At 64.7% G+C, this 15,420-nt stretch carries 12 protein-coding genes; 5 read left to right on the top strand and 7 right to left on the bottom strand.

Annotation, left to right across the window (positions count from 1 at the left end; translation table 11 throughout):
• Positions 1-234 precede the first annotated feature (234 nt).
• The 3 genes from AB7290_RS10245 to AB7290_RS10235 all read left to right on the top strand — a co-directional run bounded on the left by AB7290_RS10245 (position 235) and on the right by AB7290_RS10235 (position 4,013).
• Positions 235-1,749, top strand: a complete 1,515-nt coding sequence (locus AB7290_RS10245; protein ID WP_063981606.1) for an ATPase domain-containing protein — start codon at positions 235-237, stop codon at positions 1,747-1,749.
• Positions 1,746-3,452, top strand: a complete 1,707-nt coding sequence (locus AB7290_RS10240; RefSeq protein WP_085399737.1) for a response regulator — start codon at positions 1,746-1,748, stop codon at positions 3,450-3,452. Before AB7290_RS10245 ends, AB7290_RS10240 begins: the two co-directional genes overlap by 4 nt.
• Positions 3,453-3,515: 63 nt before the next feature.
• Positions 3,516-4,013 carry a GNAT family N-acetyltransferase gene (locus AB7290_RS10235; protein WP_085399738.1) on the top strand — a complete coding sequence of 166 codons (498 nt, stop codon included), beginning with the start codon at positions 3,516-3,518 and terminating at the stop codon, positions 4,011-4,013.
• 122 nt (positions 4,014-4,135) lie between these two features.
• On the opposite strand, the gene AB7290_RS10230 is transcribed toward AB7290_RS10235, so the two are convergent.
• The 3 genes from AB7290_RS10230 to AB7290_RS10220 form a co-directional block, all read right to left on the bottom strand.
• On the bottom strand, positions 4,136-4,621 hold the full coding sequence (locus AB7290_RS10230) for a YkgB family protein (RefSeq protein WP_085399739.1): 486 nt from the start codon (positions 4,619-4,621) through the stop codon (positions 4,136-4,138).
• A 399-nt stretch (positions 4,622-5,020) separates the two neighbouring features.
• Complete coding sequence (locus tag AB7290_RS10225) at positions 5,021-5,449, bottom strand: universal stress protein (RefSeq protein WP_063981602.1); 429 nt, start codon at positions 5,447-5,449, stop codon at positions 5,021-5,023.
• 193 nt (positions 5,450-5,642) lie between these two features.
• On the bottom strand, positions 5,643-6,185 hold the full coding sequence (locus AB7290_RS10220) for a TetR/AcrR family transcriptional regulator (protein WP_244623078.1): 543 nt from the start codon (positions 6,183-6,185) through the stop codon (positions 5,643-5,645).
• A 150-nt stretch (positions 6,186-6,335) separates the two neighbouring features.
• Here AB7290_RS10220 and AB7290_RS10215 point away from each other — a divergent pair, with 150 nt between their 5' ends.
• Positions 6,336-7,073 carry a 3-oxoacyl-ACP reductase family protein gene (locus AB7290_RS10215; protein ID WP_085399741.1) on the top strand — a complete coding sequence of 246 codons (738 nt, stop codon included), beginning with the start codon at positions 6,336-6,338 and terminating at the stop codon, positions 7,071-7,073.
• 301 nt (positions 7,074-7,374) lie between these two features.
• Positions 7,375-8,700, top strand: coding sequence for an MFS transporter (locus AB7290_RS10210; RefSeq protein ID WP_085399742.1), 1,326 nt, complete (start codon positions 7,375-7,377; stop codon positions 8,698-8,700).
• A 16-nt stretch (positions 8,701-8,716) separates the two neighbouring features.
• On the opposite strand, the gene AB7290_RS10205 is transcribed toward AB7290_RS10210, so the two are convergent.
• The 4 genes from AB7290_RS10205 to AB7290_RS10190 form a co-directional block, all read right to left on the bottom strand.
• On the bottom strand, positions 8,717-8,950 hold the full coding sequence (locus tag AB7290_RS10205; protein WP_063981598.1) for a hypothetical protein: 234 nt from the start codon (positions 8,948-8,950) through the stop codon (positions 8,717-8,719).
• Between the two features lie 20 nt (positions 8,951-8,970).
• The gene (locus tag AB7290_RS10200) at positions 8,971-10,089 is read right to left on the bottom strand and encodes a DUF2336 domain-containing protein (protein ID WP_085399743.1); all 1,119 of its coding nucleotides are present in this window, start codon (positions 10,087-10,089) and stop codon (positions 8,971-8,973) included.
• Between the two features lie 199 nt (positions 10,090-10,288).
• Positions 10,289-13,933, bottom strand: a complete 3,645-nt coding sequence (locus AB7290_RS10195) for an AsmA family protein (RefSeq protein ID WP_135214119.1) — start codon at positions 13,931-13,933, stop codon at positions 10,289-10,291.
• A 132-nt stretch (positions 13,934-14,065) separates the two neighbouring features.
• Positions 14,066-15,295 carry a cytochrome P450 gene (locus AB7290_RS10190; protein ID WP_085399745.1) on the bottom strand — a complete coding sequence of 410 codons (1,230 nt, stop codon included), beginning with the start codon at positions 15,293-15,295 and terminating at the stop codon, positions 14,066-14,068.
• Between the last annotated feature and the right edge of the window lie 125 nt (positions 15,296-15,420).

Here is a 15,420-nt window from a genome sequence, read left to right as displayed (position 1 = left end):
ATCATCGGCTTCAGTGACATCCGGCTCCCGACCTTCTCCGTCCCGCGAATGGCGATGCGATACCGTCTTCGGGCTGGATCGGCGCCGTGATCAGGGCCGACCGCCACCCCATCAGCAGGGAACCCGGCGCCGATCTGAGAGTTCGTTCCAAGGCCGTTCGGCTTAACCGGGCGCGAGCCCTGGGACTCGCGCAGGGGCGGTGGCGCCCTTCTCTCGAAGCGTCAAAGGGGATCAATGAGCAGTCCATCCAGCACTGTTACGGACAGTGCGCCCCGAGAGCTGTCCAGAATATCGACCGGCAGCGCCGGGCTGGACGACATCCTGGGTGGCGGCTTCGACGCCAACCGGATGTATCTCTACGAGGGGCAGCCCGGCACGGGCAAGACCACCATCGCGCTTCAGTTCCTGCTGAGGGGGGTGCGGGACGGAGAGCGCGTGCTCTATATTTCGCTGTCCGAAACCAAGCGCGAGCTGGACGTCGTGGCGCAGCGGCACGGCTGGACGCTGGACGGCATCGACATCTTCGAACTGGTTCCGCCGGAGACGACGCTCGATCCGGAGCGCGAGCTCACGGTGTTTCATCCCGCCGAAATGGAGCTGAGCGAGACGACCGGCCTGATCTTCAGGGAAGTCGAGCGGGTCAATCCCAACCGCGTCGTGCTCGACAGCCTGTCCGAACTGCGCCTGCTTGCCCAGAACCCGCTTCGTTACAGGCGCCAGGTGCTGGCCCTGAAACATTTTTTCACCAACCGCAATTGCACAGTGGTCCTGCTCGACGATCTTTCGTCATCTCAGGACGATTTGCAGCTCCATTCCATTGCGCACGGCGTGGTGATGCTCGAACAGGTCGCGATCGATTACGGCGCCGAGCGGCGCCGGCTCCGCGTGATCAAGATGCGCGGCATCCGGTTTCGCGGCGGGTTTCACGATTTCACGATCGAGCGAGGCGGCCTGCAGATATTCCCCCGCCTGGTGGCGGCCGAACATCACAAGACCTTCGTCGGCGACTTCACCCCGAGCGGCAACGCCGAGCTCGACCAGCTCCTGGGAGGCGGCCTCGAGCGCGGCACCAATGCGCTGCTCATCGGCGCCGCCGGCGTGGGCAAATCATCGGTTGCGCTCACCTACGCGATCGCGGCGGCCGAACGTGGCGAGCACGCGGTGTTCTTCGCGTTCGATGAAGGCCGCGGCACGGTCGAAGCGCGCGCCCGGACACTTGGCCTGCACCTGCAAGAACACGTCGATTCGGGGCTTGTCCGGTTTCAGCAGATCGATCCCGCCGAGCTGTCGCCGGGTGAGTTCGCCGCAAACGTGCGAAAGAGCGTCGAGGCCGACAATGCCCGCCTCGTCATCATCGACAGTCTGAACGGCTATCTGGCCGCGATGCCCGACGAGCGATTTCTCATCCTGCAGATGCACGAACTCTTGAGCTACCTGGGGCAGCAGGGTGTGCTGACCATCCTGGTCCTCGCCCAGCATGGCCTCGTCGGTCCGATGGATACGCCTCTCGACATCAGCTATCTCAGCGATTCCGTGGTCATGCTGCGCTATTTCGAGGTCGGCGGAACGGTGCGGCGCGCTCTGTCTGTCGTCAAGAAGCGCAGCGGCCGACACGAGCATACCATCCGGGAATTTCGGCTTAGCAGCGCCGGCATCACGCTCGGCCCGCCCCTGAGGGAGTTCAGCGGCATCTTTTCCGGCAATCCGCATTATACCGGGGCACCTAAGCCCGAAGGGTCGGTTGAATGAGCGTTGAGCGAGATCACCATGTTCTCGTCTTTGCTCCGATCGGGCGCGACGGACTTGCCTCCGCCGAGCTGTTCCGGAGTTCGCACCTGGAAGCGACCAGCTGCCGCAGTCTGCCCGAACTCGTCAGCGAGATGGCAGCCGGCGTCGGCGCCGTTTTCGTTGCCGAGGAAGCTCTGTTCGGGAAAGACACCTCGCCGCTGGCACAATGGATCGAGAGCCAACCGCCCTGGTCCGACCTGCCCTTCGTCGTCCTGACCAGCCATCGCGAGCAGCCGGCCGTCCTTGCCTGGCGCCGCAGCATTGTCGCGCTTCTCCGTAACGTCTCGCTGCTCGAGCGGCCGGTTCAGCCAATGACGCTGACTAGCGCCGTTCAATCGGCACTGCGCGCGCGGCGGCGCCAATACGAAATCCGGGCTCTGTTCGCGGCGCGCGAACAGGCGGCTCAGGAGCTCGAGACGCTGGTGGTCGAGCGCACGCGGGCCCTTGCGGAAGCCGTCGAGCAATTGCGCGTCGAGATGGACGAGCGTGCCCGGGTCGAGGAGACGCTTCGGCAAGCCCAGAAGATCGAAGCCATCGGACAGCTGACCGGCGGGGTGGCGCACGACTTCAACAATCTGCTGATGGTGATCTCCGGCGGCCTCGACATGCTCGACCGCCAGACCGATCCGGACCGTCGTCGCCGGCTCATGGACGGGATGGTCCAGGCCGCCCAGCGCGGGGCCAGCCTGACCAGGCAGCTTCTCGCGTTCTCCCGCCGGCAGACGCTCCGGCCGGAGCCTGTCGACGTAGCCTCACAGATGGGCGGCATGCGCGAATTGCTCGATCGAAGCCTGAGAGGCGACGTCCATGTCGAGTTCGATTTTCCGGACACGCTCTGGCCGGTGGAGGTCGATCCCGGCGAGCTCGAACTCGTGATCCTCAACCTCGCCGTCAACGCCCGCGACGCCATGCCCAATGGCGGCACGATTCTCGTGCGCGGGGAAAATCTGCCCAATCTGAATGACGAGCAGATCGCCGGAGACTATGTGCGCCTGTCCGTCGTCGATACCGGTGTCGGCATGAGTCCGGAGATCCTGTCACGCGTTTTCGAACCATTCTTCACGACCAAGGAGGTCGGAAAGGGCTCGGGGCTCGGGCTCGCCCAGGTCCATGGATTCGCGACGCAGTCACGGGGGACGGTCCGCATTCGATCGGAAGTCGGCCGAGGCTCCAGCATCGAACTCTATTTGCCGCGGTCGCTCAGCATTCCTTCCAGGGAGCGACACCTGATCGATCTCAACATGGTGCGGCCGAAGAAGAGCAATCATGGCCGCATCCTTCTGGTCGAGGACGATGACGAGGTTGCCGCACTGGTGAGCGAGATGCTGGGCCAGCTCGGTTACGAGGTCACGCACGCGGCGAGTGGCGCGGCCGCGCTCGGTGCCCTGGCGGACGGCCGCGCCGTCGACCTCGTCTTTTCCGATGTCATGATGCCCGGTGGCATGAATGGGGTCGAGCTGGCGCGGGAGATCAAGAGAAGGCGAAGCGACATACCCGTGCTTCTGACCAGCGGATACTCCGAAGCCGCAGTTCACGACGCCGAATTGGCCGGTCTGCAGATTCTGCCGAAACCCTACCATATCGACGAGCTGGCCGCGGCGCTCAGCGCGGCAAAGGCAGAACCCGGGCGCGACATGGAGTCCAAGCGGTCCAGCCGCTGCTGACGCGTGCGGTGTCGCATCGCGAAAGCGATCGACGACCGGCCTCCAAAGCGGCTATCAGTCTCCATGGACCGCTTCAGCACCGACAGATTGACCGCCGAGAGGCTTCGCGAAGACCACCTCGACGACCTCGTCACGCTGCATCTCGATGCCGAGGTGTCCCGCTATCTCGGCGGCGTGCGTGCACCCGAGGTCACCAAGACCTATCTCGCGACCAACATGGCGCATTGGGACCAGCACGGTTTTGGGCTGTGGGTGCTGCGAACGAAGGACGGCGCCTTCGCCGGGCGAGCGGGCATCCGGCACATCCTCGTGGACGACATCGACGAGATCGAGATTGCCTACGCATTTAAGCGCGAGTTCTGGGGCCGCGGATTTGCGAGCGAGGTCGCAATCGCGCTGACGGACATTGGGCTGTCGCACCACGAACTGCCGTCTCTCATCGGCCTTGTCTATGTCAGCAACGGCGCATCCCGCCGCGTGCTGGAGAAGGCCAATTACATCCTCGAGAAGAGCACGACGCGTCATGGCAATGATGTCGTGATTTACCGCGCTCGGCGGTGAGATGCGTCTCGCAGGATGGGTAGAGCGAAGCGAAACCCATCCTTGCTTCCGGGCGCGTTGAAGCGTGATGGGTTTCGCTGTGCTCTCCCCGTCCTACGGGCTATCGCAAAGCCGCTTTACGCTCAGCCGGTGCGGAGCCGGACAACCGACTGCGGCAACGAAGCGAGAAACAGCACAACGCACACACACAGCAGGACGATGTCCTTGAACAGGAACTCGCCGGCCAGATTCCACGCCATCGGATCGGTTGAAAGGCTCCATGTGACGACGCCCGGCGTCGTGAAGAAGAACGACCACGTGATCGCGAAGGTCATCATGCCCATGAACGAACCCAGCGCCGACAAGACCGGACTGAAGCTGCCTGCCACGAGCAGCGCCGCGATCACGAATTCGGCGACACCGAGAACATAGGCCTCGCCCCTCAGGCCGAATACCGACAGCCAGGAGATGAACGGGCTGTGGCTGATGAACTGGGCGATACCCTGTGCGGATTGCAGTGTGAATTTCTGCATTCCAAACGATACGAATATGACCACCATGACCCAGCGCAGAATGGCGAGCGGACGATAAGAGCCTCCACCATTCTCCGCGACGTTGAATCCCATCATGCGACGATTTCTCCCCGGATTGCGCATCCATCTATTGGCGAACGAAGCGTCCGCTACGGGCTATTCGGAGGGGAGCGTCTGTCGTTACATCCGCGGCGGGGTTCCACGATCACAGCTGCGTGCAACGCGCGTGTTCGCGCCGCGGTCGAGACTCGCGCATTTCGGATCGACAGGCTCTAGCCGTCGCCGCAATTGCGGTGACAGTGCATTCAATTGATGCGCACGGGGTCTCCTGCTTCGAGTTAAGTGCACTGTCACCGGCTACCCGGGTGCCGGGCCGACAAGGCCTGACCGGCAGGTAAGGCCCGCAGATGACGAAAGCAGACAAGGCGGTTTATGCGGCCGTTGAGTTTTCTAGTCCTCGCGGCGAGCGAGAACTCTGTCAGCAGATCCGCACATTCACGGACAAATCAGTACGGGAGTTTTCGCCTGTGCCAGCACCTTGTTTGTCACGCTACCGATGAGAAGCATGGAGAGTCCGCTGCGGCCATGGGATGACATCACGATGAGATCGCAACCTTTATTCTCGGCTGCTGCGATGATGGCTTGATGGGGTTGCCCGTTCTCCACTTGAATCGGTTCGCAGGAAACGCCGGCCTCCTTGGCCGCATTTGCCGCGCGATCCAACGCGCTCGTGGCCTGTTCCTTGCGCAGCTCGGCATATGTTGCGACTGCTTCACGGAACCGCCCTGTCATTTCTGAAAACGGCTCCACAACGAAGATTAGAGATACCTTGGCTCCAAGGGATTTCGCCAGCGCCAACCCATGCGCCACTCCGTGCTCCGCTAGCTCCGACCCATCTGTCGGAATGAGAATATGCCGGTACATGCTTCACCTCCCGCCTGTCTGGACGTATCGCTGCCTTCCGAATGTAAGCTGGGCCCGCGTTTCGGATGCGGTCTTGAGATAGATCAATCTCTCGACCCAGCTCGTACGATGGATAGAGCGGAGCGAAACCCATCAACACGCCTGGATGGAACGATGGGTCTCGCTGCGCTCTACCCATCGTACAGGCCGCGAGCTACCGCTCGCCCGGCCACATCGCCATGGCCGCCTTCGCTACGCCTCTCAACTCCTCAGGCGTCGCGTCGTCCTTGGCCTGGATCGCCATGCCTTCGAAGACGCTGAGGTAGAACCGGCTCAGCGCATCGATGTCGGTTGCGGCAGGCAGTTCGCCGCTCGCGACCGCAGCCTCCAGCCGCCCGCGCAAATTGCCAAGCATGTCGAGCCGGACCTTCTTGATCTCGCGGGCAATGGTGGCCGGCCATTCGTCGCTGACGGCGCCCAGCACGGCCATGCAGCCGGCCGGCGCTCTCCGGGATTTCGGCAGGGTCTCGGCCGCCCCGATCAGCAGATTCTCGATGCCGGCGCGCGCGGTCGCGCCTTCCGCAAGCCGGTCCCAGACCGGCTGGCCCTGGGTCTCGACGTAATGCTCGATCGCGGCAAGGTAGAGTGCCTCCTTGCTTTCGAAGGCCGCATAGAGGCTGGGCGAGCTGACGCCCATGGCGTGGCAGAGGTCGTGCATCGAGGCTGCCGCAAAGCCCTTGCGCCAAAACAGCAGCATGGCGGCCTCCAACGCCGCGTCGCGATCAAATTCCCGTGGCCGACCTGCCATCGCCCGTCTTTCTGTAATGATCAACACATAATTCACTTGACCGCGGCAATCAAGACTCCACATATTCTGTGTCGATCATTACAGAATTGGAGAGATCACATGACACTGGCAGGAAAACGGGCCCTGGTGACGGGCGCAAGCAGGGGTATCGGTGCGGCCATCGCGAAGGCGCTCGCCGCGGAAGGCGCCGATGTCGCGATTACTTACGAGAAGTCGGCGGAGATCGCCGCCAAGGTCGTGGACGCGATCAAGGCGACGGGCCGGAAAGCCGTAGCGATCCAGGCCGACAGCGCCGATGTCGCTGCCGTTCAGGCTTCGGTCGACAAGACCGTCAAGGAGCTGGGCGGGCTCGACATCCTGGTCAACAATGCCGGCATTCTGCGATTGGGCGGCCTCAACGACATCTCGCTCGCCGACATCGACGCGATGCTGAACGTCAACGTGCGTTCGCCGATCGCCGCGAGCAAGGCGGCGCTGCCGCACCTTGGCAAGGGCGGCCGCATCATCACCATCGGCAGCTATTTCGCGGACCGCGTGCCCTCGCCGGCGCTCGGCGTGTACGCGGCGTCGAAGTCGGCGCTAACCGCATTCACGAAGGCGCTGGCGCGGGAGCTTGGCCCGAGGGACGTCACGGTCAACCTCGTGGCACCGGGCTCGATCGACACCGACATGAATCCGGCGCACGGCCCGACCGCCGAGACATTGAAGCAGTTCATGGCGCTCGGCCGGTACGGCGCGACGGATGACATCGCGAACGCGGTGGCGTTCCTGGCGAGCGCGAAGGCAAAATACATCACCGGCTCGACCTTGACCGTCGACGGCGGCGCGAACGCGTAGACATTCCGGCGCTTGGTGTTCGTCCAACAGGAGGTCGAGAAGCTGGCGATGACTGCGATGGCAAAATAAGATGATGTTCGCGATCATCATGGCGGGCGGCCGATGCCTCGGCCGCCCCGCGAGCGTTAGATGGAGCGTGTCGCGTGCTTCGTCCCTCGTCCAGCTTCGAGCATGACAGCACGACTGTCACTTTGGCTTGAACGTCAAAATGCCGTTTGCACTCATCGTTCGTACCCGTCATTGTTTCGCAACGCCGCCCGGATGTTGAGCGGGTTCCGGTGATCAAACGGGAGGCCTTGCCATGCAAGACGTCGAGAAGCGTGTCATTGGCAAGGTTATGTGGCGGCTTATACCGTTCCTGATCGTCTGCTATTTCGTGGCCTATCTTGACCGCGTCAATGTCGGCTTTGCCAAGCTGCACATGAACCAGGCGCTGGGTTTAAGTGAAGCAGCGTTCGGACTGGGCGCGGGCTTGTTCTTCGTCGGGTATTTCCTGTTTGAAGTCCCCTCCAACATCTTCCTGGAACGAGTCGGCGCGCGCGTCTGGATCGCCCGCATCATGATTACGTGGGGAATCGTCTCGGCGGCCTTCGCATTCATCCCATCGATATCGGCAGCAACGGGACTACCGACAACGGGCGTCTTCTACTCTCTTCGTTTGCTGCTCGGCGCCTGCGAGGCGGGATTCTTTCCAGGCATCATCTTCTATCTGACCCTGTGGTTCCCGGCGGTTTACCGGGCTCGGGTCATCAGCCTGTTCATGCTGGCGATCCCGATTTCGTCCATCATCGGATCGCCCATCTCCGGGCTTCTGCTCGGCGTGACCGGTTGGGGATTGGAAGGCTGGCAGTGGCTGTTCATTCTCGAGGCGCTGCCCTCGGTCGTGGTAGGCATCTGCGTCCTGCTCTATCTGACCGATTTTCCGCGCCAGGCCCGCTGGCTGCAACAAGACGAGATTGCCTGGCTGGAAGACGTGCAGGCCACCGAGAAGCGGAACAAGGAGAAGGTCGAACACCTGTCATTGGGGCAGGCGCTCACCGATTACCGCATTTTGTTGTGCGCTCTGGTGTACTTCTGCCTGAATGCTGCAAGTTATGGCGTGGCGTTCTTCCTGCCAACCATCATCAAGGGTTTTGGCGTCAGCGATACCCAGACCGGCCTGCTCGCAGCGCTGCCCTTTATTTTCGGGGCCGCGGGCATGGTGCTGCTTGGTCGTCATTCCGATCGGACCATGGAACGAAAGGGTCACGTCGCCGCGGCACTGTTGATGGCAGCGGTGGGGATCGGAGTGGCAGGTCTCGTTTCCAACTCCGTCCTTGTCATGGCATTGCTTTGCTTCGCACAGATCGGCGTCTCCGCGGTCCCCCCGATGTTTTGGCCGCTGCCGGCGAGCTTTCTAACGGGAGCATCGGCTGCCGCCGGCATCGCCGCGATCAACTCGCTTGGAAATCTTTCCGGTTTCGCCGGTCCTTACGCAATGGGCTACCTGAAGGATTTAACCGGCAGTTTTACCGCAGGTCTTCTGTTGCTGGCGGGTTGCGCGCTGGTGGGCGCAGTCGTAGTCGTGCTGCTACGCATCGATGCAAGGCGCGAGCAAGTGTCCGGCGAAATCGCGATGGCGCACTAGACGCGGGTGATCGTCGCTACCTGAAATAACCGAGCACGAGATCGATATCCGCGCTGCCCGCCACGGTGCCGTTGAGTTCGGCGTCGATGACGCGGCGGCAGGCCGCGATCGCGGCGTGATCGCCGAGATCGTTGGCGGCTTCGAGCACGAGCCAGGCGGCGTCGACGGAAGCCTTCTCGGGAGCCGAACCGCCGGCATCGACGGGCAGGCTCTTGTTCTTGCGAATTGCGGTGCCGAATTGAGGCAACATTGCAAATACTCCCCTCTCGCTCAGTGCACCTGGAGTTCGGGCTGACGGCCCGTATCGGCACCCGCGCCGGTCTTGCGCGACTGGTAGAACTTCAGAATGCTGCGCGACGTCTCGATCTTGAGCTTGCCGAACTCGCGCTCGCTGTCATGGAGCTCGCGCGCCGTGATCAGATGATCCTTGGCGCCGAGGAACAGCAGCGACATGGTCGTGTCCCACGAGAAGTCGAGCGCCTTGCACAGCACCAGAAGTATCTCGCGATTGCGGTCCATCATCGCGCGCTCGATCACGTCGACCGGAAGCGACGACAACAGCGACAGGCCGATCTGCACCTCGTCGAAACGGTGCTGGCGCGCATAGTTCGAGATCGAGTCCTGGTTGAGGTTGCCCTGGCGGTACTGCGTCGTCACCACGCGCTTGGCGACGAAATAGCTGCGCGAGGACGGACCGAACTTGGACTGGAGATCGCCGGTGACGTCGGTCACCGAGCTCTGGATCTGCGACATCATTTCGGGCCGCTCGCTCGCGAGGCGGCGGCGGACGTCTTCCGACGCCTTGGAAATGAGCTGCTGGAAGATGTGGCGCGGGACGTCCTTGCGCAGGCCGAGCTGCTCGGCGAGGATCGAGTCACCCTCGGCGCGCCGGACCATGTGCAGCAGGCCCGAGCCGGAGAAGCGCGCGCCCTCGTTTTTGGCGACGGAGGTCACGACCTCCTGGTCGCCGCGCTTGACCAGCACGTCGGTGACGGCTTCGCCGATCGACCTGCGCTGGGCGATCGCAAGCAGATGCGCCTGGCCCTTGGTCATGGCGCTCTCGACCAGCATCTTCTCGTCGATACGGCTGGAGTCGCGCAGCACCGGACCGGCCACGTCGATCTCGTCGTCGAGGGCGAGCTTTTCGATGACATTGAGCGGAGCGTGGTCGCAGGCCGACATCAGCTCGGAGAGCTGCGCCCGCGCGGCGACCTCGATCTCGTCGGCGAGCCGCCCGATGACCTCGCCGAACATGCTGATCTCGTCGTCGCTGTAGCGGCCGGTGATCAGGATGTCGGTCGCATGCCACAACGCCTTCGCCCGGCTCTCGTCGGTGCCGCGCGCGATCGCGTCGTCCAGATCCTGCAGAAGCGATTTCGCCCCGTTCATCTCGTTACCCCAGTTCTTGGTTAGCCATCCTGCTTGTGCTGGCAGGACGCCGAATTCCTCTGGGAACCGACACTAGAGATCAAACGCGAGAATCCAGTAAAGTCGGCAGATCAGTTTTGCCGAGCAAAATTCGTTAAAATGCGCGGGAATGGGTTTACCGGCGGGCAAGGGCCAGCGCTTGCCGAACAGGCTGCCGCGTTCACGGATTCGACGGCGTCAGCACCAGCGGTGGCTTCGGCTTGGGTTTTGCGGGCGGCGGGCCCGGCGCCGGCCTCACCTCGATCGGCGGTGGCAGCGGGGCGATCTGCTGGCTCGCGAGCGGCGGGCTTGTGAGTGGAGGACTTGGCGCTGCAGGGGCGGCCAGCGGCGCCTTCGGCGTCGGCGCGGCCTTTGGCTTCGGCGGCGCGCGGCGCGGATCGCGGCCGGGCAACGGCACGTCGGTCAGCGACGGCTCGGGCACCGGATCGGGCGAGACCAGCGTCGGCAGCGCCGCAGTCGCCGGCGGCGGCTCGCCACGCTCGATCGCGTCCAGCCGGCGCGTCTCGCGATCGATCGTGCGCACCGCGAGCCAGGACGACAGCGGCGCGAGATCGACGGTGCGGTTGAGCCTGTCGGGGGGACCCGCCGCGAACAACTGGATCTCCGGCGGCGCGCCCGAAAGTCCGGTCATGATCGGCGTCAGGCTGGCGCGGATGTCGGCCTGGTCGGCGGGAATATCGTAGCCGCCGGAGACGATGGCCCGCGCGTTCTTGGCTTCCAGCGGTGTCGCGCCGACGCGCAGGCGCCCGTCGCGGATCGTGAACGGGATCTGCGCCGAGGCGACCGCGATCGGACCTGCCAACAGCGCGGGTTCGACGAGCTGCCGCAGCCTGTTGTCGTCGGCAACCTGGCCGCCGTCGCTGGCGCGGATGGCGATCTCGAAGGCGCGCGGATTGAGGCCGCTGATTTCCGCGGCCTCGAGCGTCACCGTGCCATTGCCGGCGAGCGCACCGGTCAACGCCGCAACGCTGCGGCCCTGGCTGGTCAGGGCCATCTGCACCGAGGCGCGTCCCTTGGGCAATGCGAGATCGCGGTAGCGCAGCGCCGCCGCATCGACATTGCGCAGCTCGATACGTGCATTCAGCGCAACGCCATTGGCGCCATTGCGCGCGTCGAAACTCGCCGACATCTCACCGCCGCCGACACCGCCCTTGAGCGCGTCGAGCGCGAGCGACTGGCCATCGCTCCGGATCGTGCCGCCGACCGGGCGCAGCTCGATGCCGTCAGGCAACGTGCCGCGCAAGGCCTGGAAGGCGATGCGGCCGCGCCAGCCGCCGAGCAGCCCCGCACTCAGGGGATCACCGGCATCATGTCCGGCGGCGCCGATGGCCATTGCGAACGCGGGCGCAAGATCGAGCGCGTCGAGGCCGATTTCACCATCGACGCTCTTCTCCTGATCGAGCGTCACCGCGAGATGCCCGCGCAGATGCGAGCCGGCCGCACTGCTGTCGAGATCGTCGAAGGTCAGGCGGTTGCCGGAGAGGCCGACGCGCGAGGACAGGTTGACGCTCTGCACTGACTTGTCCGCCGGGCTGGTCCCGAACAGCGGCGCCAGATTGGCATTGCGCACGCGCAAATTCACGCTGGCCTTCGGCTGGAACGAATTGGGGTCCGACAATTCGATGCTGCCTTGCGCATCCGCATCCAGCCCGCCGCCACTGAGCTTTGCGTTCAATTGCAACGGCCGGCGCCAGGCGCCGCTCAACCGGCCCTCGAACTGCGAAGGGCCCTCGCCCACGGCGGCGACGCGATCGAGGCCCAGCAGCGCCAGCAATGCGCCGGCCTTCGGCGTCGAAATTTTCGAGTCCAGCGTGAAGTCGCTGTTGCGCAAGCGGTCGATGTCGATGCCGTTGACCGCCGCGACCGGCGTCTGCCCGGCCAGCGTCGCGGTAGCCTTGAGCTGCGGCGCATCGAGATCGAGCACGGCGCGCGCGTCGTTGCGATCGGCATGGTCGGCGTTCTTGTCGAGGCTGAGGTCGAGCTTCAGCCGCGTCGCGCCGGGCAATGACGGGATGGCGTCGAACCGTGCGCGCACCGAAGGCGCGATCGGCTCGAGCAGCGCGGTGAGCTCGCGCAGCGAATTGGCCGAGGATTTCAGCGCGAGCTTGCCGGTGGCATGAACGCGGTCGAAGCTGCCGCTCGCTTCGGTGGTCACGCCGCTCGCCTGACCAAACCGCAACTGCTCCAGCGACAGCGCCGCGGGGCCGTAGCCGAGTTTCGCCGTGAACGGTCGCAGCTCCTGTCCGGCCGACATCGCGCGGCCGACATCGAGCGCGAGCCTGGCTTCCTCCGGCCATTCGCCCTGCGGCCCCGCGAGCGCGCGCACGAAGCTTGCGGCGGCATCGAGGTCGAGACGGTCGGCCTTGAGCTCGGCGTCGATCCGCGAGCCCTTGCTCGCGCCGGTCTGGACGAAGGCGATGCGGCCCTCCACCGCGCCGCCCTCGATCTCGGCCTTCAGCCTGTCGACGGCGAGATGGTTGGCTGCGATGGTCACGTCGCCGGCAAGGCGCAGCGGCCGCGTGCTGCGACGGTTGATCTCGCTGCGGCCCTGGAGCCAGGCCACCAGCGTATCGGGGTCGGACGACTCGACGCTGAGCCGGCCGCTAAAGCTGTCGGCGCCAGGCGTTGCGCCGTTGAGCGAGAGCTGCGTCATGCCGGGCGCGCGCAGCTCGAGCCGCTGGAAAGTCCAGGACCTTCCGTCGGTCTGAAGCTCCGCCGTGATGTTCTGGAGCGGACGCCCGCCCAGCATGATCTGGTCGGAGTTGAACTCGATCTGCGCCGGTATCGGCGCCTGCGGGATCGCCGCAAGGCCCGCGCGCAGGGCCGGCAGGACGCGCTGCGGCTCGGCATCGTCCTTGCCCGCCAGCTTGTCGGCATCGACCTGGCGCGCCGACAGCACCGCGCGCAGCAGCGGCGAGGCGCCGAACCTGACATCGCCGACACCACCAAACTTGAGCGCATTGTCCTCGGCGCCGAAGCTCGCGTCGATCTGCTCGAATTTGGCGCCGGCCGGATCGGCCTTGAGCTTTGCCGTGAGCTTCCAGGGTGTCGGCCCCGCCGTGCCCGCCTTCTTGACAGGGGGCACAGCGAGCGTCAGTGCGCCGTCGAATTTCGGCAGGCGGTTGTCGAAGGCGAGCACGCCTTCGAGATCGGCCAAGATCGCGCGCTCGCCGGGATCGATGTTGAGGTGGAGACGGGTGGCGCTGCCGTCGGCGCTCGGGCCGGAGGAGACGCGGAACGGATAGCGCACCCCGGTGGCGGTGAAACTGCCGTCGCCGCGGACCGAGCCGGCCAGCGAGCGCACGTCGCCCGAAAAGGTGATGTCGTTCAATTCCAGCGTCGAGCGGCTGGCGGCATCGTGCAGGGCGATGCGGCCGGTGAGGTTCAGCCGTTCGATCGCAAGCGAGGCCAGATTGAAGGTGCCGCTCGCGGTGGACGGCAAATCGACCCGGCCCTTGGCATCCAGGCCGAGATCCACCGCCATGCCGTTGACGGTCAGCTCGGTGGCGCGCCATTCGCCGCGCATCAGCGAGCTCAGGCTGAACTCGACGTCGAGCTTGTCGGCGCGCAGGCGGCCGAGATCGTTGTTGCCGCCGAAGGTCACCGAGCGCAGCCGCAGCGTCGGCGCCGGCAGCAGCCGTGCATCCAGCTCGCCCGCCACCCGCACCGGCACGCCCATGATCGTGCCCGCCTCCGCCTCGAACTGGGGCCTGAACTGGTTCCAGTCGATGAAGTAAGGCCCGATCAGCGCGGTCAGCAGCGCAATGATGAAGGCAATCGCCAATCCGAGCAGCGTCGTCTGCACGGGTCTCCCCTCGGCCAAATCGGCCCGGGCCGAACCTGAGGGCCTCAGGCGCGCCGGAACAGCCCCTTATATAAGGGGAAGTGTGGCGAAGTCACAGCGACTGTTGCGCGCGGAGGTTAACGCTGGCGGCCGTCACCAGCTCGCCGGCAGGCGTTTCAGGCCGCGCAGCACGAACGTCGGGCGCCATTCCGGGTTCTCGACGTCGTCGATGCGCAGATCCGGCAGCCGCCGCAACAGCGTCGCGATGGCGATTTCGGCCTCGATGCGCGCCAATTGGGCGCCCAGGCAGAAATGGATGCCGCCGCCGAACGACAGCGGCTTGACGTTGGGCCTGGTGACGTCGAGCCTGTCGGGGCGATCAGGGTAGACCGCCGGATCGCGGTTGGCCGAGCCGAGCAGGCACAGCACGGTCTCGCCCTTTGGGATGCTCTTGCCGCCGAGATCCGCGATGTCCTCCAGCGCCACGCGTCCGGTCATCTGCACCGAGGAATCGTAGCGCAAGAATTCCTCGATCGCGTTGACCATCAACTCGGGCCGCGCCTTCAGGAGCGCGAGCTGATCCGGATTGCGGTGCAGCGCGAGCAGGCCGTTTCCGATCAGATTGACGGTGGTCTCGTGGCCGGCGCCGAACAGCAGGATGATGTTGGCGGTCAATTCCTCGTTGGTGAGCTTGTGGCCGTCTTCCTCGGCCTGCACCAGCTGGGTGGTGAGATCGTCGCCGGGATTGCGGCGGCGCAGCTCGAACAGCTGCTGGAAATACATCTGCGCCATCATGTTGCCGGCGTTGCCCTTCGCGATCTCTTCCGGCGTGAGGGGCACGGGGTCAAGCAGCCGCCCGCCATCGCGCGAGCTGTTGTAGAAGGTCTCGCGATGATCCTCGGGGATTCCGAGCATGTCGCAGATGATGGTGACCGGCAGGCGGAAGGCGAAATCCTCGATCAGGTCCATGTGGCCGCGCTCGATCACCGCATCGATGGCCTGGTCGACGATCGCCTGGATCCGCGGCCGCATGTCCTCGACGCGACGGGCGGTGAAGGCCTTCACGACGAGGCCGCGCAGGCGGGTGTGGTCGGGCGGATCGGATTGCAGCATCCAGTGGCTCATGCTGCGGAACACCGGCTCGTCCATGATGGCAGGGCTATAGCGGCGCTTGGAGCGCTCGACAAAATCCTTGCCGAAGCGCTTGTCGCGCATCACGAGGCTGACATCGGCGTGGCGGCTGGTGACGAACTGGCCGAACGGCGTCACATGGATCGGCTCGATCGTGCGCAGCCGGTCATAGTGCGGATAGGGATCGCGGATGAAGTCCGGCGACAGCGGGTTGAACAGCGGTCCGCCTGCGGGTTGCACTTGCTCGTTCATGGTGACCTCAATCGGTTGCCGCATGACACGAATACGCCGGCAGCCCCTTGCGCGCGCGGCGTAACCATCCCCAAGATTATAAACTCGATACATTGTTGTATCGAGTTGCATTCTGCCCTAACCTG

Source organism: Bradyrhizobium sp. 613_E4_N2_2 (genome assembly GCF_052075995.1).
Taxonomy (GTDB): domain Bacteria; phylum Pseudomonadota; class Alphaproteobacteria; order Rhizobiales; family Xanthobacteraceae; genus Bradyrhizobium; species Bradyrhizobium barranii.
The sequence above is the reverse complement of the archived record's forward strand: the minus strand, read 5'-3'. Positions and strand labels throughout refer to the sequence as shown.

What these genes read in the sequence shown, in the direction of transcription:
- AB7290_RS10230 (WP_085399739.1), bottom strand. Translation starts at nt 4,621, where the DNA reads ATGATGGGATTCAACGTCGCGGAGAATGGTGGAGGCTCTTATCGTCCG.
- AB7290_RS10200 (WP_085399743.1), bottom strand. Translation starts at nt 10,089, where the DNA reads ATGAACGGGGCGAAATCGCTTCTGCAGGATCTGGACGACGCGATCGCG.
- AB7290_RS10245 (WP_063981606.1), top strand. Translation starts at nt 235, where the DNA reads ATGAGCAGTCCATCCAGCACTGTTACGGACAGTGCGCCCCGAGAGCTG.
- AB7290_RS10220 (WP_244623078.1), bottom strand. Translation starts at nt 6,185, where the DNA reads ATGCTGCTGTTTTGGCGCAAGGGCTTTGCGGCAGCCTCGATGCACGAC.
- AB7290_RS10205 (WP_063981598.1), bottom strand. Translation starts at nt 8,950, where the DNA reads ATGTTGCCTCAATTCGGCACCGCAATTCGCAAGAACAAGAGCCTGCCC.
- AB7290_RS10235 (WP_085399738.1), top strand. Translation starts at nt 3,516, where the DNA reads ATGGACCGCTTCAGCACCGACAGATTGACCGCCGAGAGGCTTCGCGAA.
- AB7290_RS10190 (WP_085399745.1), bottom strand. Translation starts at nt 15,295, where the DNA reads ATGAACGAGCAAGTGCAACCCGCAGGCGGACCGCTGTTCAACCCGCTG.
- AB7290_RS10215 (WP_085399741.1), top strand. Translation starts at nt 6,336, where the DNA reads ATGACACTGGCAGGAAAACGGGCCCTGGTGACGGGCGCAAGCAGGGGT.
- AB7290_RS10210 (WP_085399742.1), top strand. Translation starts at nt 7,375, where the DNA reads ATGCAAGACGTCGAGAAGCGTGTCATTGGCAAGGTTATGTGGCGGCTT.
- AB7290_RS10240 (WP_085399737.1), top strand. Translation starts at nt 1,746, where the DNA reads ATGAGCGTTGAGCGAGATCACCATGTTCTCGTCTTTGCTCCGATCGGG.
- AB7290_RS10225 (WP_063981602.1), bottom strand. Translation starts at nt 5,449, where the DNA reads ATGTACCGGCATATTCTCATTCCGACAGATGGGTCGGAGCTAGCGGAG.